Annotated in this window: 14 protein-coding genes; 10 read left to right on the forward strand and 4 right to left on the reverse strand. The window is 73.3% G+C overall.

Annotated features, from left to right (window positions below):
- Nucleotides 1-101: 101 nt before the first annotated feature.
- From ACFW3D_RS34355 to ACFW3D_RS34380, 6 genes are all read left to right on the forward strand, one after another.
- Nucleotides 102-677 carry a TetR/AcrR family transcriptional regulator gene (locus ACFW3D_RS34355; protein WP_500511178.1) on the forward strand — a complete coding sequence of 192 codons (576 nt, stop codon included), beginning with the start codon at nucleotides 102-104 and terminating at the stop codon, nucleotides 675-677.
- A gap of 439 nt (nucleotides 678-1116) precedes the next feature.
- On the forward strand, nucleotides 1117-1344 hold the full coding sequence (locus ACFW3D_RS34360; RefSeq protein WP_018558045.1) for a hypothetical protein: 228 nt from the start codon (nucleotides 1117-1119) through the stop codon (nucleotides 1342-1344).
- Nucleotides 1345-1448: 104 nt separating this feature from the next.
- Nucleotides 1449-2255 (forward strand): biotin/lipoyl-containing protein, encoded by an 807-nt coding sequence (locus ACFW3D_RS34365; protein ID WP_500511133.1) that lies wholly within the window; start codon nucleotides 1449-1451, stop codon nucleotides 2253-2255.
- Nucleotides 2252-4510, forward strand: a complete 2259-nt coding sequence (locus ACFW3D_RS34370; RefSeq protein WP_500511136.1) for an NHLP family bacteriocin export ABC transporter peptidase/permease/ATPase subunit — start codon at nucleotides 2252-2254, stop codon at nucleotides 4508-4510. Before ACFW3D_RS34365 ends, ACFW3D_RS34370 begins: the two co-directional genes overlap by 4 nt.
- A gap of 1 nt (nucleotide 4511) precedes the next feature.
- Nucleotides 4512-7379, forward strand: a complete 2868-nt coding sequence (locus ACFW3D_RS34375) for an NHLP bacteriocin export ABC transporter permease/ATPase subunit (RefSeq protein ID WP_500511138.1) — start codon at nucleotides 4512-4514, stop codon at nucleotides 7377-7379.
- A 419-nt stretch (nucleotides 7380-7798) separates the two neighbouring features.
- Complete coding sequence (locus ACFW3D_RS34380) at nucleotides 7799-10789, forward strand: S8 family serine peptidase (protein ID WP_500511140.1); 2991 nt, start codon at nucleotides 7799-7801, stop codon at nucleotides 10787-10789.
- A 138-nt stretch (nucleotides 10790-10927) separates the two neighbouring features.
- Here the strand turns inward: ACFW3D_RS34380 and ACFW3D_RS34385 are convergent, their stop codons facing one another.
- On the reverse strand, nucleotides 10928-11452 hold the full coding sequence (locus ACFW3D_RS34385; protein WP_500511142.1) for a universal stress protein: 525 nt from the start codon (nucleotides 11450-11452) through the stop codon (nucleotides 10928-10930).
- Nucleotides 11453-11762: 310 nt separating this feature from the next.
- Here ACFW3D_RS34385 and ACFW3D_RS34390 point away from each other — a divergent pair, with 310 nt between their 5' ends.
- The gene (locus ACFW3D_RS34390; protein WP_500511144.1) at nucleotides 11763-12950 is read left to right on the forward strand and encodes a low temperature requirement protein A; all 1188 of its coding nucleotides are present in this window, start codon (nucleotides 11763-11765) and stop codon (nucleotides 12948-12950) included.
- A gap of 49 nt (nucleotides 12951-12999) precedes the next feature.
- Nucleotides 13000-13389, forward strand: coding sequence for a hypothetical protein (locus ACFW3D_RS34395; protein ID WP_500511146.1), 390 nt, complete (start codon nucleotides 13000-13002; stop codon nucleotides 13387-13389).
- Nucleotides 13390-13669: 280 nt separating this feature from the next.
- On the opposite strand, the gene ACFW3D_RS34400 is transcribed toward ACFW3D_RS34395, so the two are convergent.
- The gene (locus ACFW3D_RS34400; protein WP_500511149.1) at nucleotides 13670-13999 is read right to left on the reverse strand and encodes a hypothetical protein; all 330 of its coding nucleotides are present in this window, start codon (nucleotides 13997-13999) and stop codon (nucleotides 13670-13672) included.
- 284 nt (nucleotides 14000-14283) lie between these two features.
- Here ACFW3D_RS34400 and ACFW3D_RS34405 point away from each other — a divergent pair, with 284 nt between their 5' ends.
- Nucleotides 14284-15393, forward strand: a complete 1110-nt coding sequence (locus tag ACFW3D_RS34405) for an ADP-ribosylglycohydrolase family protein (RefSeq protein ID WP_500511152.1) — start codon at nucleotides 14284-14286, stop codon at nucleotides 15391-15393.
- Between the two features lie 90 nt (nucleotides 15394-15483).
- On the opposite strand, the gene ACFW3D_RS34410 is transcribed toward ACFW3D_RS34405, so the two are convergent.
- Nucleotides 15484-16578: a mechanosensitive ion channel family protein gene (locus ACFW3D_RS34410; RefSeq protein WP_500511155.1), complete on the reverse strand. Its 1095-nt coding sequence runs from the start codon at nucleotides 16576-16578 to the stop codon at nucleotides 15484-15486.
- A 518-nt stretch (nucleotides 16579-17096) separates the two neighbouring features.
- On the opposite strand from ACFW3D_RS34410, the gene ACFW3D_RS34415 reads away from it, so the two are divergent.
- On the forward strand, nucleotides 17097-17264 hold the full coding sequence (locus tag ACFW3D_RS34415) for a hypothetical protein (RefSeq protein ID WP_500511158.1): 168 nt from the start codon (nucleotides 17097-17099) through the stop codon (nucleotides 17262-17264).
- A 109-nt stretch (nucleotides 17265-17373) separates the two neighbouring features.
- Here ACFW3D_RS34415 and fusA read toward each other — a convergent pair whose 3' ends face one another.
- Nucleotides 17374-19389: an elongation factor G gene (gene fusA, locus ACFW3D_RS34420; protein ID WP_500511161.1), complete on the reverse strand. Its 2016-nt coding sequence runs from the start codon at nucleotides 19387-19389 to the stop codon at nucleotides 17374-17376.
- Nucleotides 19390-19749: the final 360 nt, after the last annotated feature.

Here is a 19749-nt window from a genome sequence, read left to right on the forward strand (position 1 = left end):
GGGTCTTTTTTTTTTATATAAACCCCCCCCCCCGCGGGGGGGGGGGGCCGGGCGCGCCCCCCCCCCCCCCCCCCGGCCGGGCGGCGACCACCCGGCAGGCGCTGCTCACGGCGGCCCGCGAGGTCTTCGGGGAGTCGGGGTACGCGGCGGCCGGCATCGCCGAGGTGGTCCGCCGCGCGGACGCCAGCGTCGGCGGGCTCTACCACCACTTCGACGGCAAGGTGGACCTCTTCCTGGCCCTGTGGGAGGAGTTCCGCACCGCGCAGGCGCAGACCACGGCGCGGGCGGTGGCCCGGCTCCGGGAGACCGGCGAGGACCGCCCCCGCGCCCTGTTCCTCACCGGCACCCGCGCGTACCTGGAACACACCAGGGCGCGGCGGGAGACGGCCGGCCTCTTCTACACCGGGGACACCCCGCCGGGCTTCGACCTGCTGGGCCGGCAGAACCTCAGGACCTGGATCAGCCACAACGCGACGCTGCTCGGCATCACCCAGGAGCGGCCGGGCGACCGCGCCCTGCTGATCGCGCTCACGACGACGATCGCCGAGATCGGGCGGGAGCTCGTCGCCTGCGACGACGCGTCCGAGGCCGCCGGGCTCATGGACACCGCCCTGGAACTCATCGGCAGGCTCTGCGACTTCGGGCTGTCGGGCGCCGAGGGCGACACCGCCGGCTGAACCCGTCCCCGGCCGCCGCCGCGGCCCGTCCGGCCGCCGGACCGCCGGTCCCGCGCGCCGTGGATCACCCCTGGTCACAGGGCGGGAGGCCCGGCCCGAGCGCAGGGCTGAACATTACCTCCGGTAAATCTGCACACCGCACACGTGGGCGACATACGGCCGCACGTCCGTACGGGACACCCCCCGACGGCGTGCACGGTTTGATCCGGAGTGCCCGGTTCCGCAGCCCCGGCGGGATCCGCGAGTGTGAAGGAATTGCCACCGGGGAGTGGGAAACACACCACACCGGTGAAGCCGCGGATCCGAACCAAATTCGAACGCACCCGTCGTCAATTGGCCGTCCCACCTGCTCCCATGCTTGTATCCCGTGCCGTGGCGAAGAGGTTGCCCCCCTGATGATTCGCCACACGAAATGTGTTCACACGAAGGGAAACCCCCCATGGACTTCACCTCCCAGGTTGAGACCCGCGAGATCTCCGACGCGGACCTGGACAACGTCTCCGGCGGTCTCGTGGGCGGCCTCGTGGCCAACGCCACCGGCACCGTCGAGTCGATCGCCCCGGTCGCCGGCACCGTTTCCGGTGTCGTCGGCACCGTCGAGGGCATCTCCGGCGTCAACACCGGCGCCGTGACCGGCCTGGCCACCGGCCTGATCGCGGGTCTCTGAGACTGATGGATCCGCGGGCCCCGGATACCTCCCTTCCGGGGCCCGCGGACGCCATTGCGACATCGTGTCCCAATGGCGGGGGACGCGGCTGAGGGAAGAGTTCCGTGCAGTTTCGCCAAAAGGCCCTTGCCAAGCTCCAATCACCGGAAGAACTCGATCTCCCGGTGCGTTTCGCGCGCCCGCAGGGCCGTCTCGTGCTCTCCGTCGCCATTCTGGTGATGGCCGCCGCGACTTCCTGGGCGGTAAACGGTTCCGTTTCCTCGAAATTGAGCGCACCCGGAATTGTCGGCTACGGGCAGGGCAGTTACGTCCTGCAGAGTCCGGTCGCCGGACAGGTCACCCGGGTCCTCGCCGAGGAAGGGGAGCGCCTGCCCGCCGACGCCCCTCTGCTCAACGTGCGCACGCCGAAGGGCGACACCGTCGTCCGCACCGTGGCCGCGGGCCGGGTCAGCGCCCTGGTGGCCACGATCGGCACGGTCGTCACCGTAGGAGCGGACGTGGCGACCGTCGAACGCGTCGCCCGCACCGGCGACCCGCTCGTCGCGACCCTCTACGTGCCGGCGACGGGTGCCTCCTCGGTGCCGGTGGGCGCCGCGGTGGACCTCGCCGTCGAGTCCGCGCCCCAGGCCCGGTACGGGGTGCTGCGCGGCCATGTGCGGTCCGTCGGCCGCACCTCGCGCACCGACCGGCAGATCGCGGCCGACCTCGGCGACCCGCAGCTCGCCGCGCAACTCACCCGCGCGGGACGCCCGGTGGCCGTCGTCGTGACGCTGGACGCCTCCTCCCGCACCCCGACCGGCTACCGCTGGTCCAAGGGCGACGGCCCCTCGTACGAGCTGGACTCCATGACCCTGGCCACCGGCGCCGTCCACCTGGCCGCACAGCGCCCGATCGATTGGCTGCTCCCTTGACCGCGCCGACCGCCCGGCCGCAGCAGCGGCCGCTGCCCCCCGCCGGCCGCCGCAGACACCGCCCCGAGCCCGTGCGCACCCGCCGGCAGCGTCCGCGCCGCAGGCCGCGCACCGTCCGCACCCCCACCGTGCTGCAGATGGAGGCCGTGGAGTGCGGCGCGGCCTCCCTGGCGATGGTGCTCGGCCACTACGGCCGGCACGTCCCGCTGGAGGAACTGCGCATCGCCTGCGGCGTCTCCCGTGACGGCTCCCGCGCCAGCAACCTGCTGAAAGCGGCCCGCGGGTACGGGCTGCAGGCCAAGGGCATGCAGATGGAGACCGCGGCCCTCGCCGAGGTGCAGGCGCCGGCCGTCCTCTTCTGGGAGTTCAACCACTACGTCGTCTACGACGGCACGGGCCGCCGCCTCGGCCGGCGCGGCGTGCACGTCAACGACCCCGACAAGGGGCGGCGGTTCGTGCCCCTGGAGGACTTCGACACCAGCTTCACCGGCGTCGTGCTCACCTTCGAGCCGGGCCCGGACTTCCACCGCGGCGGCCGCCGGCCCGGTGTCCTCGGCGCCCTGCCCGCCCGGCTTCGCGGCACCAGCGGCACCATGCTCGCCGCGCTGGTGGCCAGCCTCCTGCTGGTCGCCGTCGGGGCCGCGCTGCCCGCGCTCAGCCGCACCTACATCGACCTGTTCCTGATCGGCGACCAGACCTCGCTGCTGGGCACGCTGTTCGCCTCGATGGCCGTCATGGTGGCGCTCACCGCCGCGCTCACCGCGGTCCAGCAGTCCAACCTGCTGCGCGGCCGCATCATCTCCTCCACGCTCGGCAGCGCCCGCTTCCTGCGCCACCTCCTGCGGCTGCCGGTCACCTTCTTCACCCAGCGCAACCCGGCCGACCTCGTGCAACGCCTGCAGTCCAACGACGCCGTCGCCGAAACCCTCGCCCGCGACCTGGCCTCGGCGGCCGTCGACGGCGTCGTCGTCGTGCTCTACGCGCTGCTGATGTGGACGTACGACCCCCAGCTCACCGTCCTCGGGGTGGGGATCGCCCTGCTCAACGCGGTCGCCATGCGCGTGGTGACCCGGCTGCGCGCCACCCGCACGCAGAAGCTGCGCGCCGACAGCGCCCGGCTCACCAACACCTCCTACACCGGCCTGCAGCTGATCGAGACGCTGAAGGCCACCGGCGGCGAGAACGGCTACTTCCGCCGCTGGGCCGGGCAGCACGCCTCCACCCTGGAGGAGCAGCAGCGGCTCGGCGTGCCCAGCGCCTGGCTGTCGGTCGTCGCGCCGACGCTCGCGACGCTCAACAGCGCGCTGATCCTGTGGATCGGCGGGCTGCGGGCGGTGGAGGGGCACATCTCGATCGGCCTGCTCGTCGCCTTCCAGGCCCTGGTCACCCGGTTCACCGCGCCCATCACCCGGCTCAACGGCGTCGCCGGGCGCATCCAGGACTTCGCCGCCGACGTGGTGCGGCTCAAGGACGTCGAGAACTTCCCCGTCGACTCGCTGTACGCCCGCCCCGAGTCCGGGGCGAGCAACCGCCGTCTGAAGGGCCACGTCACGCTGGAGGAGGTCACCTTCGGCTACAGCCCCCTCGACAAGCCGCTGCTGTCCGGCTTCTCGCTGTCCGTCGCTCCCGGCCGTCAGGTCGCGCTCGTCGGCGGATCGGGCAGCGGCAAGTCCACCGTCTCCCGGCTCATCGCAGGGCTCTACAGCCCCTGGGAGGGCACGATCCGCATCGACGGGCAGCGTCTGGAGGACATCCCGCGCGGCGCCCTGGCCGCCTCCGTCTCCTTCGTCGACCAGGACGTCTTCCTCTTCGAGGGCACGGTGCGCGACAACGTGGCGCTGTGGGACCCCTCCATCCCCGACGCCGACGTGGAGGCCGCGCTGCACGACGCCTGCCTGTACGAGGTCGTCGCCCGCCGTCCCGGCGGCGTCCACAGCCGCGTCGAACAGGACGGCCGCAACTTCTCGGGCGGGCAGCGGCAGCGGCTGGAGATCGCCAGGGCCCTCGTCCGGCGGCCCAGCGTGCTGGTGCTCGACGAGGTGACCAGCGCCCTCGACGCGGAGACCGAGCAGGCCATCATCGACAACCTGCGGCGCCGCGGCTGCGCCTGCGTGGTGATCGCGCACCGGCTCAGCACGGTCCGCGACAGCGACGAGATCGTGGTCCTCGACCACGGCACGGTCGTCGAGCGCGGGCGCCACGAGGAGCTGATCGCGGCGGGCGGCGCGTACGCCGCCCTGGTCAAGGAGCACTGAATTGACCCCCGTACAGCCCGGCACCGCCGCCGACGACCCCGTCCTGGCCGCCCTCGGCGGGCTCGGCGGCCCCGTCGACTGCACCGGCCTGCGCAGCCTCCCCCTGGAGGGGCCGCACGTGCTGTGGCTCGTGGTGGCGGGCGCCCTCGACCTGTTCGCGGTCGACGCGGCCCAGCAGGGCCACTGGCACTACCTGGGCCGCCTGGAAGCGGGCGCCCTCCTGCTCGGCCCGGTCGAGGGCCCCCGGCACACCCTCGTCGGGCGCCCGCTGCAGGGCTGCTTCCTGCGCCGTGTCCCGCTGCGCGAGCTGTACCGGCCGTCCCACCCGCAGCAGGCGGCGTACGGCGACGGCTGGGACCGGCAGGGCCCGTACGGCGCCGGCCACGACACCCGGGAGCTCGCGCTCAGCCTCCTGGAGCACGCCTTCGCGCTCGGCGTCGGGCGCGGCCAGCGCGTGCTGTACGAGGCACCGCTGGCCGGCCGCACCACGGACGGCGAGCACGTCGCCGACGACGACATCCTGTGGCTGCCGGTCCTGCCGGGCAGCGTCCAGTACGGGGCCGCGTACTCCGCGGAGGCGGCGGGCGACCTGCTCGTCGACGGCGCGATGTGGCAGAGCATGGTCAACCAGCAGTACCGGCTGCTGTCGACCCTCGACGGCTGGATCGAGAGCCTGGAACGCGCCCACGAGGACCGCACCGCCGCGGGCATCAAGGCCGGGGAGACCGTCCGCGAACAGGCCGACCGCGATCTGCTGGCCTCCATCACCACCTCCCGCAAGGCTCCCGCGCGTTCCACCGCGACCGCGTCCGACGACGCGACGTACGCCGTCTGCCGGCAGGTCGCCGAGGCCGCCGGGATCGCCCTCGTACCGCCGTCGCGCAGCAGCGCCGTCAGCGACCGCATGGACCCCGTCGAGCGGGTCGCCGTCACCTCCGGCATCCGCACCCGCCCGGTACGGCTCGACGGCGAATGGTGGCGGGAGAACACCGGCCCCCTGGTCGGCCGGCGCGCCGCGTCCGGCGCGCCGGTGGCCCTGCTGTGGCGGCGCGGCGGCTACGAGGCGGTCGGGCCCGGCGGCAGCAGCCGCGTCCGGGTCGCCGAGTACAACGCGGAGGACTTCGAGCAGCGCGCGGACATGCTCTACCGGCCGCTCCCCGAACGGGGCGCCGGGCTGACGCGGTTGCTGCGCTTCAGCCTCCGGGGCTCCTCCGGCGATCTGCGCAACCTCGTCCTGACCAGCCTGGTCACCGTCGGCCTCGGCGCGCTCGTGCCCATCGCGACCGGCCAGGTGCTGGGCACGTACGTACCCGACGCGGAGACCGGCCTCATCGTCCAGGCCGCGCTGGCCGTCGCCGTCACCGGACTGGTGTGCGCCGCGTTCATGCTGACGCAGAACCTCACCGTGCTGCGCATCGAGGGCCGCATCGAGGCGACCCTGCAGCCCGCCGTGTGGGACCGGCTGCTGAGGCTGCCGACCGGGTTCTTCGCCGGGCGCTCCACGGGCGAGCTCGCCAGTGCCGCGATGGGCATCAGCGCCATCCGCCGGGTGCTCGCCGGGGTGGGCCCGGTCGCCGTCCAGGCGACGACGGTCGGCGCGATGAACCTCGTCCTGCTCCTGCTGTACAGCGTCCCGCTCGCGCTCGCCGCCGTCGGCATGCTCGTCGTCATCGGCGCCGTCCTCCTCGGCCTGGGCCTGTGGGAACTGCGCTGGCAGCGACGGCTGGTGGAGCTCGGCAACAAGCTCAACAACGAGGCCTTCCAGACCCTGCGCGGCCTGCCCAAGCTCCGCGTCGCCGCCGCCGAGAGCTTCGCGTACGCCGCGTGGGCCCGCCGCTTCGCCCGCAGCCGCGAACTCCAGCGGCGCGCGGGCCGCATCAAGAACATCACGACCGTCCTCAACTCGGTCTACCTGCCGGTCTGCTCCCTCATCATGTTCATGCTGCTCGCCGGCCCGGCCCGGGGCTCGCTGTCCGCGTCCGGCTTCCTCACCTTCAGCACCGCCATGACCATGCTGCTGACCTCGGTCACCCAGCTCACCGGGGCGCTGCTGTCGGCGGCGGCGGTGCTGCCGATGTACGAACAGGTCAGGCCGATCCTCGACGAGGCGCCCGAGGTGCGCGGCGGCAGCACCCAGCCCGGCGTCCTGTCCGGCGCGATCGAGGCCCGCAACCTCTCCTTCCGCTACTCCGACGACGGCCCGCTCGTCCTGGACGACGTCTCCCTGCGGGTGGGAGCCGGGGAGTTCGTGGCGATCGTCGGCCCCAGCGGCTGCGGCAAGTCCACGCTGCTGCGCCTGCTCATCGGCTTCGACCGGCCCGCCTCGGGCAGCGTCCTCTACGACGGCCAGGACCTGGCCGCCCTCGACCAGGGCGCGGTCCGCCGCCAGTGCGGCGTCGTGCTGCAGAACGCCCAGCCGTTCACCGGCTCGATCCTCGACTGCATCTGCGGCGCCGAGTCGTACACACAGGAGGAGGCGATGGAGGCCGCCGCGATGGCCGGTCTCGCCGAGGACATCAAGCGCATGCCCATGGGTCTGCACACCATGATCGCGGGCGGCAGCACGATCTCCGGAGGCCAGCGCCAGCGCCTGATGATCGCTCAGGCCCTGATCCGCCGGCCGCGGATCCTCTTCCTCGACGAGGCCACCAGCGCCCTCGACAACGAGACCCAGCGCGTCGTCATCGACAGCACCCGGCGGCTGCGGGCCAGCCGTGTGGTGATCGCCCACCGGCTCTCCACCGTCATGGACGCCGACCGCGTCGTCGTCATGGAGGACGGCCGCGTCGTGGAGGAGGGCCGCCCCGCCGATCTGCTGGCGAACCCGGGCGGCCGGCTGCGCGAGCTGGTCCGGCGTCAGATGAGCTAGATCAGGCGCCCTGCTGGTGCGCCCGGTCAACCGTGAACGTCCTAACGGTGTCGGCATCCCGACACCTGTCTGCAAAACGCCAGGCACTTGGGTGTGGAAGTCGCTCGGGGCCTCGGCGACGTCCCGCCCCCGGAGAACCCCGCACTCAGCACCCGGGACACGGACCGAACCGCCGCCGCCCGTATCCGAGTTTGCGCTGTTCAGGGCCTTGAGAGGCTCGAGTCCCCGCACCTCGGCGATCGTCCGGGCGCCGCTCCCGTCGCGGGGAACTCACCGCGCCGCGGCGGCGAAAGTCCCCCACCGGACAGCCGCGGCGACACCGGGCGGGACGGATCGTCATTCGAACGTGATCTTCGCGTAATCGCTTGGAGGTTGGGTGTGACGGACATTCACACCGTTGACTTCATGGGAGGAGACTCGTGGGCACGAGCGCGAGCCTTCGACGACGACGCCGAATAGTCGTGGCGTCGGCGATCACCGTTTTCGCCACCGTATTCAGCGGCCTGGGGAACATCGGGCCGGCCGCGGCACAGACCGGCACTCCGCTGCCGGACCTGAAGCTGGGCCAGTACGACCACTCCCGGTCCGCCCTCACGGGCGGCGGCGCCCTGCACACCGCCGCGCAGCCCGACACCATCAAGGGGCAGTACGTCGTGCGGCTGCGGGAAGCGCCCGTCACTTCGTACACGGGGGGCGTCGAGGGACTCGCGGCGACGAGGCCGGTGGCCGGGCAGGACCTCCAGCCTCATTCGGCCGCGGCCGAGAAGTACCGGCAGCACCTGGGCGAAGCGCAGCGTGACGTACTCGGCGACTTCGGTGTGCGGGCTCAGCGGACCTACACGACCGCCTTCAACGGCTTCGCCGTCAAACTGACCGGCGCGCAGGCCGGCAAGCTGTCCAAGGACCCGCGCGTCGCGGCGGTCACCCCGGCCCGTCTCGTGAAGGCCGACGCGGCGACGACCCGGACCACGCAGGCGGCGCAGCACCCCGCGCAGGCGCCGGCGCGCACGGCTGCGCAGACGGCTGCGCAGACCAAGCCGGTCCACGGCTCCAATACGGTCATCGGCGTTATCGACACCGGAATCTGGCCGGAGAGCGCCTCCTTCGCCGCCACCATGGCGGCGCCCGCGGGCTGGCACGGCACCTGCCAGACCAGCACGGACTTCCCCGCCACCGCCTGCAACGGCAAGATCGTCGGGGCCCGGTACTTCGCCGACGGGTGGCTCGGCGCCTACGGCTCGCTGCCCGAGGGTGAGAGCCTCTCACCCCGGGACATGAACGGACACGGCACCCACACCGCCTCCACCGCGGCGGGTCTTCCCGTCAAGCACGCGATGGTCCTCGGGCATGACTACGGCGCGATCTCCGGAGTGGCGCCCGACGCGCGCATCGCCGTGTACAAGGCGCTGTGGGGCGGCTCGGGCACGGACGCCGACATCATCGCGGCGATCGACGCGGCCGTGGCCGACGGCGTCCAGGTGATCAACTACTCCATTGGCACGTCGATGGGGGACTACCAGCCGAACAGCCCGATCGGGAACGCCTTCCTCAACGCGTACCTCGCCGGGGTCTTCGTCGCGGCATCCGCCGGCAACGACGGCATGTCCGGAATGATCAGCAACGCCGAGCCCTGGGTCACCACGGTCGGCGCGACGGTCGAACGGTCCCACGAGGCGACCGTACGACTCGGCGACGGCACCCGCATCGTCGGCACCTCCATGGACCAGTTGCCGTCCCGCCGCAGCACACCGATCGTCTTCGCCGACCAGGCCGGATCACTCGACGACGGCGCGCAGTACTGCTGGTCCGGCAGTCTCGACCCCGCCAAGGTCAAGGGCAAGATCGTGGCCTGCGACTTCATCGACTCGGTCGACGCGGTGGCGACGGTCAAGGCCGCCGGCGGTGTCGGCGTGGTGCTGTTCCAGTCGACCGGCAACACACGCCTCAACGTGATCTACGACTTCCCGACCGTCTACCTGTGGAGCGCCGAACAGGCGGGCAAGCTCTTCAACTACCTGTGGGCGCACCGTACCGACGGGACCGCTTCGCTGACCGAGGGCGGGGACGGCAGCAGCCTCGTGGGACTGCCGAGCGTGGCCGGCCTCTCGTCCTACGGCCCCGACCAGACGCACACCGGACTCCAGAAGCCCGACCTCGTCGCGGACGGCATCGACGTGGTCGCGGCGGTGTCGCCGATGGCCGGCGGACGTCTCTTCGACGCCTACTCCGGCACCTCGATGGCAGCCCCGCACGTGGCCGGCATGGCCGCACTGCTGCGCACCCGGCACCCGAAGTGGTCGCCCGGCGCGACCGCCTCGGCACTGCGCACCACCGCCACCGACACCCGGGGCACGACCAGCCCCCTCCGCCAGGGCTCGGGCCTGCCGCGGACCTCGTCCGCCGACGACCCCGGCCTGGTGATCGAACCCTCGGCGGCCGAACTGACCACCTTCGCGGCCGCGGCGACTCCGGACGGCAAGGAGATCAACCTGCCGTCGATCGCGCTGCGCGAGTACGACGGGACGAAGCCGGTACAGCTCACGCGACGGCTGACCAACGTCGGCACGCGGACCGAGACGTACACGGCGCACGTCGACGGGCTCGCCGGGATGAAGGTGACGGTCAGCCCCCGGACGATCTCGGTCAAGCCCGGAGCCACCGCCACGGTGACCATCACCCTGGAACGCGGCACCGCGACCTGGGACCGCTACACCACCGGCTCACTCGTCTTCAGCAGCGCCAAGCACCGCGTGCGCCTGACGGTCGCCGGCCGGCCGTGGGGCTTCACGCCGCGGCCGTACGACGACACGGGCATCGAGTTCGGCCGCACCGGCGGCCAGGGCCAGGGATTCCTGGAGCCGGGCTTCACCGGACCGCTGACCGGCCGCACCACCGGGTACGTCCCCGTCAACTGGACTGACAAGAAGCTCACGACCACCGTCAGCGGCGGCGTCTTCTCCCCCGGCGGGGTGGGCACTCAGGGCACGAGGATCGTCGTGCCGCGCGGCTCGGCCGGACTGGTCGTGCAGACGGCCTCGGACGACCCCGGCACGAATCTCGACCTCTACCTCTACAAGGACGGCAAGCTGGTCGATCGAAGCTGGGCTTCGTGGCACAGCAGCGAGCGCAGCGTCCGGTTCTTCCCCGAACCCGGCGTCTACACCGCCTACGTGCACGCCCAGACGGCGACCTCGCCCGACGTGCCCTACCGGCTCGGGGTGACCGTCGTCCCTGAGGACGGCGACCGGCACAACGCCACCTTGACCACACCGGCCAAGGTGGAGCGGGGCGGGTCCGCACAGGTGACGCTGAACCCCGTGGGTGCGCAGCCCGACGTCGAGCAGTGGGCGTACACCGAGTTCCGCACCGGCCGAACCGTCGTACCCGGGCTGCTGATCAGTTCCCGCTGACCGCCGGTCCGATGCGCTGACCATTGCATGCCGAGCCGGGGGCCGGCCTTCCCGAAGGACGGCCGGCCCCCGCACGTGTGCACGGTGCACCCCGCGTCATGCGGCTCGGCCGTTCGTCACCTCACGGCGTCCGGTTCGTCAGGGGACGACGATGACCGGTCGCTGGGCGCTGCGCGCCAGGCGGTCGGAGATCGAGCGGAAGAGCCTGAGCCCGGCGTCGCGCCTCCGCCCCACGATGATCGCGTTCGCCCGGTACTTGCGGCCGGCCTTCTCCAGCTCGTCCGCTACGGCGCCCCTGCGGTGGATGAGCGTCCAGGGGAGCCCCGACAGATGGTCCTCGCGGGCGAGCTGCCGCAGGAGCGCCTGCTTGCCGCCGCCGCGCGGCCCGCTCCCGCCGCCGGCCTCGTCGTAGCCGAGCAGCGACGCGACGGGGTTCTCCTTCGCGACGTGGACGATGAGGAGCGCCGCGCCGGTGCGCCGCGCCATCCCGGCCGCGTACGACAGCGCCCGCCGGCTGGTGGCGGAGCCGCTGTACCCGACGAGCACCCCGTACTTGTCGACGCCCGTGTGGGCACCGCGGGTCGCGGGAGCCGGCTGCCCGGCGGTGGACGACCGCGGCAGGGGATCGTCGCCGAGGGGTTCGGGAACGCCATGGCCTGCCATGAGAAACCTTTCGGGGCTGAGCTGAACGGGAGAACGGCCTCGGGAGCCGGAGGCGGTCACACGAGGACGACCGGGCATCCACCGCTACCGACCGGCGCCGCCCGCGAAGTGTGACAACCCCGGCACCGCATGACGGGACGGCGCGCCCGGCGGCGCCGTGTTCCACGGGGTGTGTCACACGCACGCGGGATGTCCGGTCTCAGTGGAGGAAGCAGAGCCTTGTCCCCGGGAATGTGAGGAAACGTGCCGTGAGCGAGGAAGCGGTTCCCGGGAGGCGCGGCACGGCGTCCGCCGCGGGGACGGGTGCGGCGTGAGCGCCCCGCAGACCGCCGCCGCCACGGCATGGCGGCGGCGGATGGTCGCCCGCGTCGCCGACGAGAAGCACCGCACCGCCACCGCGCTGGAGTTGTTCTTCGACCTCTGCTTCGTCGTGGCCGTCGCCCAGACCTCCGCCGCGTTCGAGGAGGAACTGGCCGCGGGGCACGTCGGGAGCGGCATCCTCGGCTACGCGCTGGTGTTCTTCGCGATCTGGTGGGCGTGGATGAACTTCACGTGGTTCGCCTCCGCCTACGACACCGACGACATCCCGTACCGTCTGCTCACCGTCGTGCAGATCACCGGGGCCCTCGTCATGTCGGCGGGCACGGCGGCCGCCCTGCAGGACGGCGACTACACCGTCATCACGTGGGGCTACGTCCTCATGCGGCTCGCCATGGTCAGCCAGTGGCTGCGGGCCGCCCGCTCCGACCCCGAGCGGCGCCGGTCCTGCCTGCGGTACGCGGCGGGGATCCTGGTGGTGCAGACCGGCTGGCTGGCGCACCTCGTGGTGCCGGGCGGCCTCCGCCTCCCCGCACACGCGGTCCTCGCCCTGGCGGAGCTCGCGGTCCCCGTGTGGGCCGAGCGGGCGGCCAACACGACCTGGCATCCGCGCCACATAGCCGAGCGCTTCGGCCTGTTCACCCTCATCGTGCTGGGCGAGTCCATCACCGCGGCCGCCGGGGCGGTGCGCGCCGCCCTCGACACCGACGCCGCGTTCGGCGACATCGCCACGCTGGTGCTGGGCGGCACCCTCACGGTCTGCGCCCTGTGGTGGCTCTACTTCGCCCAGAACGCGTCCCGCCGCCTGGGCGGCTTCGCCACGGCCACGCTGTGGGGCTACGGCCACTACGCGGTCTTCGCCTGCGCCGCTGCGGTGGGCGCCGGACTCGCCGTCAACGTCGCCCGGACCACCGGGCACGGCCATCTGAGCGCCCACGGCGCGGCAGCCGCGTACACGGTGCCCGTCGCCGGGTTCGTGCTCTCCGTGTGGCTGCTGCACCGCCGGGCATCCGGGCACCCCACCGCGCCGGACGTGGTGCACGCGCTCGCCGTGGCGGCGATCCTGGCCGCCACGTTCGCCCCCGCCCCGGTCCTGGTGACGGGCGTCGCCGCCGCGCTCCTGGTCGCCGCGACCTGCGTGCCGCGCGGGCGGCGTACCGGCGTACGGGCGGCGGCCTGAGCGGGCGACGCCGACGGAACCCGACTCGCGGCGGCAGCGTCCAACCGCCATGACCACCAGGCACTTCGCGCGCGCCACCGCCCTCGCGGCCCTCACGGCCGCGGCCGTCCTGACGGGCTGCACCGGCCAGGACCCCGCGCCCGTCGGGCGCCCCACCGTCGCCGGGCATCCCACCACTGCGGCCGCGACCGTCATCCCCTACGAGCTGTACACCCACTGCGGCATCGACGAGGCCCTGATCGGCTCCACCTACTTCGAGGCCGAGACCCCGCTCACCGGCGACGCCTTCAACCCCCCGCCGGGCTGGGACAACCCCACGCAGCGGGGCACGATGACGCTGCTGTCCCCGACGTCCGCGGTCTTCACCGACTCCAAGGGCCACGAGGTGCGCTTCCGGGCGCGGAAGGGGGCGGACGACTTCAAGCGCGTCTGCGAGTGACGGCCCAGGTCGAGAAGATGCGGAGCGCCGCCTCGATCCGGGCCTTCCTGTCCACGGTCACCCGCGACGAACAGCGTCAACGGAACGCGCCGCGCCAGCGTGTGGGTGCACCAGCCGTCATGACGTTCGGCATCGGTCGCCGGGAGGGTGCCGTCGGTCGCCTGTTGGTCTCGAAGACCCATAGCGCGGTGGAGACCCGGTCGTCGTTCCCCGGTGTTCACGTTCAACTCCCACTCCCCCGTGCCCGCGAGGATCGAGACGGCACGGGTACGGGGCCGGCTCAGCAGTAGGCGTTCCAGCCCGAGCGGTAGCCGTCCCGGTAGCCGCGGCGGTATTCGGAGTTCCAGCTCCGGGGGCGGTAGGAGTCCCACTGGTCACGGCAGCGTGGGCGGGAGCGGGCGTCGCGGCGACCGTCGTCGCGTCCGTCGCGGAATCCGCGCCAGTACCGGTCGCTCGCCTGCGGGGCGAGGGTGCCCGCGGCCTGCGCCTGGGCCGTGCCCGCGGTGACGTGGCCGGCGGTCGCGGCCTGCGCGGGCGCCGCCGGCAGGACCGCCAGGGCTCCTACGGCCACCGGGCCTGCGAGCAGTGCGAGGAATCGCTGTGCGCGCATGGCTGTTCGTCCTCTCGGAAACTTACGGGGTCGGGTGCCTTGTCCCCGGTCAGGCCCAAATCCAAGTTTTAGGGGTGGCCTTGGGGAACCGCGGGGCACCGGTTCAAGGGGCGGATCGCGCCCACCCCCGACCGTATCGAGCCGGGTTCACCATGTCCACTTATGGAGTAATCTGTCCCACATTCTTCAGTTTGCCCACCGTTCGTGCCCCCTCCGTCACCCTCGGCGCCCCCGATAGGGTCGGGCCCCGTGTCACCTGCCGGGATCCGAGGAAGGGGCGCCTGTTGAGCGCGGCGAACGAGGACCAGGACAAGGCCGGTCGTCGCGGGCGCACCGCGTCGCGGGTGCGCGGGATGCTGATCGGGCTGGCGCTCGGCGAGACCACGGGCGCGGCGCGCGGAACGCCGCCCGCCCCGGGTCCGCTGCGCGCCGGCGTCTGCACACAGCTGGCCTGCTTCACCGTCGAGGGCTCCATCCGCGCCCTGGTCCGCGGAAGCCACAAGGGCATCTGCCATCCGCCGTCCGTGCTGTGGCACGCGTACTGCCGCTGGGCAGCCGTCCAGGGCATCGACCGCGACCGGCTGACCAAGCACTGGGGGAAGTGGGCGGGCGCGGCCTGGCCGTCCGGCTGGCTGGCCGGGGTCCCGGTTCTGGCGGAGCGGCGCGGTTCGGCGCCGGCCACCGTGAAGGCGCTGTCGCAGCGGGAGCAGGGCGCGGTCGGCAGGCCCACGACGAACAGCCGCGGCTGGCACGCGCTCGGCCGCACCCTGCCGATCGCCGCCCTCGGCGACCCGGCCGAGGTCGCGAGGTGGGACGCCCAGGCACGCGACATCGCCGCCCTCACCCACGGGGACCCCGCCGCGCAGTCCGCGACGTCCCACGCGACCGTCCTGGCCCGGCACGTCCTGGCCGGGGAGGAGATCCGCGGGGCACTGCGTGACGGCCTGACGGCGCTCCAGCACTCCGAGCCGGCCGGGATCGCCACCGGGGACGAACTCACGTACCTGCGGGCCGCATTGGACGAGGCCGCCGCCCACCCCGCGGACCCGGCCCGCCTCGCCCGGCTCGCCCCGGACGCCACCGCGCCCTCGGCGCTCCTCGGCGGCCTCTACGCCGCCGCGTCGTTCCCGGAACGCACCGGTCTCCTCCCCGCGCTGCGCTTCGCGGCCGCAGCACCGGACGGCGCATCCGTCGCCACCGTGACCGGCGCGTTCCTCGGCGCGGCACACGGCTTCGAGGCGTTCCCGGTGGACGTCGTGAGCCGCCACGAACTGGTCTGGGTCGTCGACACCCTGGCCCGCGACCTCGTCACCGAGGTGTTCGACGGCCCGAGCGGCGGCGAGTACGTACCGGGCTGGGACCCCCACTGGCGGGACCGCTATCCGGGCTGGTGACAGGGCCGGAGGCGGGCGCCGGACCTCAGCGGGAGGAAGTCCGCCGGGCACGCGCGCGGAAGCGCGTGCGTGCCCGGCGGGCGTCGGCCGTCAGGCGCCGGGGGTGCGGTCCGGAGCGGGGACCGTGCGCTGGTGCGGCAGCGTTATCGCGTCGGGCTGCTCCTGACGCAGCACCACGTTCCGCGTCGGGAAGGCGATCTCGATGCCCTCCTCCTGGTAGCGGCGGTGCAGGCGCTTGATGAACTCGTGCTTGATCCGGTACTGCTCCCCGTACTCCGAGGTCCGCAGGATCACCGAGAAGTCGATCCGCGACTCGCCGAAGGTGTGGAAGCGGACGACCGAATCGTGCTCGGGGATGCCGCCCTCGACGTGCGCCATGACCTCACCGGCGACCTCGATGGTCACCCGCTCCACGTGCTCGAGGTCGTTGCCGTAGCCCACGCCCGCCTGGACGATGAGCGACATCTGCTGCTCGGGCTGGTGGAAGTTGGTGGCGATCGCGCTCGCCAGCTTGGCGTTGGGGATGATCACCAGGTTGTCCGACAGCTGGCGCACCACGGTGTTGCGCCAGTTGATGTCGACGACGTAGCCCTCCTCGCCGCTGCTGAGGCGTATGTAGTCGCCGGGCTGCACGGTCTTGGACGCGAGGATGTGGACGCCCGCGAAGAGGTTGGCGAGCGTGTCCTGCAGGGCCAGGGCGACGGCGAGACCGCCGACGCCGAGGGCGGTGATCAGGGGCGTCACGGAGATGCCCAGGGTCTGCAGCAGGACCAGGAAGCCCACCGCCATCACGGCGACACGGCTGATGTTGACGAAGATCGTCGCGGAGGCGGCGACCCCGGACCGGGACAGCGCCAGCGACCGCACCGTCTCGGCGACCATGCGGCCCGCGGCTATCGTGGCCGCCAGGATCAGCACCGCGACGAGCACCTGGGCGACCGTCCGGTCCACGACGCGGGTCAGCGGCAGCGCCGCGGCACCCACCCAGGCGCCCGCCGCCAGCGCGGCCCAGGGCACGACGGTGCGCAGGGCGGCGACGACGATGTCGTCGCCGCCCCACCTGGTGCTCCTGGCCCGCTCGCCCAGCCACTTCAGGGCCAGCCGCAGCAGCAGCCCCGCCAGGGCGCCGGCGGCGATCGCCGCACCGGCGACGATCAGGTCGTGCAGCGTGAGGGCGCGGTTCACCGGTCGCCTCCCCACGTGCGTGCGGATTCTCCCACGGGGCGCGGGGGATGCTGTGTCGTCACTGGTCGCCTCATCGTTCGGGGGACGTTCGGGGGGACGTTCTGGAGTCGCGCCGAACAGGCGTTGTCCTGGCGCGATCTGACACATCCTGCCGCAGCGCCGCCGTGCTCCGCATACGGCCCCCGCCCCGGCCGCCCGATCCGGCCAAGCTCACCCCGGCCGGCCCCGGTGGCGGCGGTCGTGCCGGTATCCTTCCTGGTCACGATGCCCGTCCCCGGCCGGCGATCGCGGCGTTCCCGGTGAGGACCCCAGCCCTTGGCACCACGCTTCGACACCGCCCGCTTCCATGGCCACCGGCCCCGCAGCGCTGTCCGCGCGGGTGCGGCACGTACTGCGCGAGCCCGCACGGCTCACCGCGCGCGGGCGCCACGTGACGGAGCGCCTCGAGCGCCGGGGAGCACCGGCCGAGGCGCTCCTCGCCTTCTACCCCGCGTCCTGGGAACCGCTCCCCGGCGGAGGTGCGGACCGGCACCGGGAAGTGGGTGAAGGCGGCGTCGCGGGTCCGCGTGGCCGGACAGGACCGGTGGGCGGTGATCGGGTTCGGCGACACCCTGGTCACCGTCATCGACGCGATGCCGCACCGGCAGGGCCTCGGGGACGACATCGTGCGCGAGGATCCGCTGTAGGAGCGCGTGGCGGCCGTCAACGAGGCCCTCATGGCGCAGGGCTGAGCCGCCCCGACGGGGCCCGGCCGCGCCCCCGCACGCAACTGCGGGGGCGGGCCGGGCGCGCCGTCTAGCGGGTCACCGTGCCCGCGGGGGCCGGGGCGTACCCGGCGGGGCGGGTGGTGAAGGTGCCGCGGCCCTGGGTGCGGCTGCGCAGGCGGGTCGCGTAGCCGAACAGTTCCGCCAGTGGCACCGTCGCCGTGACGACCGCCGTGCCGGAGCGCGCCGTGGAGCCGGTGACACGGCCGCGGCGGGCGGCGAGGTCGCCGAGGACGGCGCCCACGGCGTCGTCGGGGACGGTGACCGTGAGCTCCACCACCGGTTCGAGCAGGGCCATGACGCCGGCGCGCAGGGCCTCCCGCAGCCCCAGGCGGCCCGCGGTGCGGAAGGCCGTCTCGGAGGAGTCACGGGAGTGCGTGGCGCCGTCGGTGAGGGTGACCCGTACGCCCGTGACGGGGTGGCCGCCGAGGGGGCCCTCGGTGAGGGCGTCCCGGCAGCCGGCCTCGACCGCGCGGACGAACTCCTTCGGCACCCGCCCGCCGACGACCGTCGAGGCGAACGCGAACGGGCCCTCCCCGTACGGCTCGACGTCCAGGACGACGTGGGCGAACTGACCCGCCCCGCCGTCCTGTTTGACGTGCCGGTACACCAGGCCCGGCACACCGCGGACGAGTGTCTCCCGGTGGGCGACCTGCGGCCGGCCGACGCGGACGTCCAGCCCCCGTTCACGGCGGATCTTCTCCACCGCGACCTCCAGGTGCAGTTCGCCCATGCCCGACAGCACCGTCTGACCGGTCTCGGCGTCGGTCCGCACGGCCAGCGAGGGGTCCTCCTCGGCCAGCCGGGCCAGGGCCACCGCCATGCGGTCGGTGTCGGTGTTGCGGGCGGCCTCGACCGCGACGAAGACGACCGGCGCCGCCACGGACGGCGGTTCGAGGACCAGGGGTGCTCCCGGGGCGCACAGGGTCGCGCCCGCGGCGGCGGACTTCACCCCGGCCACCGCGACGATGTCCCCGGCGACCGCGGCGTCGACGTCGACGTGCCGGTCGGCACGGACCCGCAGGATCCGGCCGATCCGCTCGGTGCGTCCGGCGCGCGTGTCCAGCACGGCGTCCCCCTTCCTGATCGTCCCCTCGTACACCCGCAGGTAGGTCAGCCGCCCGGAGGCGGTCACGTTCACCTTGAACACCAGCGCGGCGAACGGCGCCGCGGGGTCGGCCGCTTCCCGCACCGGCGGCACGTCCAGCGGCGACGGCAGGTAGTCCACGACGGCCTCCAGCAGCGGCTCGATCCCGCGGTTGCGGTACGCCGAGCCGCACAGCACCACGACGCCGTCGCCGGACAGCGTCAGGTCGCGCAGCGCGGAGCGCAGCGTGGCCTCCGACAGCGCCGACCGATCGCAGAACTCCTCGAGCGCGGCCGGGTGCAGTTCCGCCACCGCCTCCTCCAGGGCACGCCGGCGGCGCAGCGCGTCCTCGCGCAGGCCGTCGGGCACGGGGCCCTCGGCGTACGTGCCGTGGCCGTCGGCCCACACCAGCGCGCGCATGCGCAGCAGGTCCACGACGCCCGTGAAGCCGTCCTCCCGGCCGATCGGCAGTTGGACGACGAGCGGCACGGTGCGCAGGCGCTCGCGGAGGGAGCCGACGGCGGCGTCCAGGTCGGCGCCGGCGCGGTCCAGCTTGTTGACGAACGCGATCCGGGGCACGCCGTACCGGTCGGCCCGCCGCCACACCGACTCGCTCTGCGGCTCGACGCCGGCGACCGCGTCGAAGACCGCGACCGCGCCGTCGAGGACGCGCAGGGAGCGTTCGACCTCGTCGGAGAAGTCGACGTGGCCCGGGGTGTCGATCAGGTTGAGCCGGTGGCCGTCCCAGTCGCAGCTCACGGCCGCGGCGAAGATGGTGATGCCGCGGTCGCGTTCCTGCGGGTCGAAGTCGGTGACGGTCGTGCCGTCGTGGACCTCGCCGCGCTTGTGGGTGGCGCCGGTGAGGAAGAGGATCCGTTCGGTGACGGTGGTCTTGCCCGCGTCGACGTGGGCGAGGATGCCCAGGTTGCGGACGGCGGTCAGCGGATTGACGGTGCGCATGGCCCGGTGGCCTTTCGGGTGATCCGGAGAGTGGGCGGCGCGATTCCCGCGATTCCCGCGATGCCCCCGTGCACGGCAGGACGTAACCGGCCGCCGGCCCCGGCTGCGCCGGTGCGGGGGTCAGAAGGTGGTCGCGGACGTCCGGTGCCGGCCGCGCGGCCGGCACCGGGCCGGCGAGGACACCAGGATCACCTCATGGCGTGACGGGGACACGACGGCTGCGGTACGACAACGCACGGCCGGTCTCCCCTCGTTCGTCACGGAACGCGCCACGGTGTCGTGCGGCGCGCGATCAACGCGAGTGTAGTGAGCGCGGCGGTGCCGGGGCACCGGGTTTTCCCGGGGGTGACGCGTCCGGGG

Origin of the sequence: Streptomyces sp. NPDC058864, assembly GCF_042742985.1 — a bacterium.
GTDB lineage: Bacteria > Actinomycetota > Actinomycetes > Streptomycetales > Streptomycetaceae > Actinacidiphila.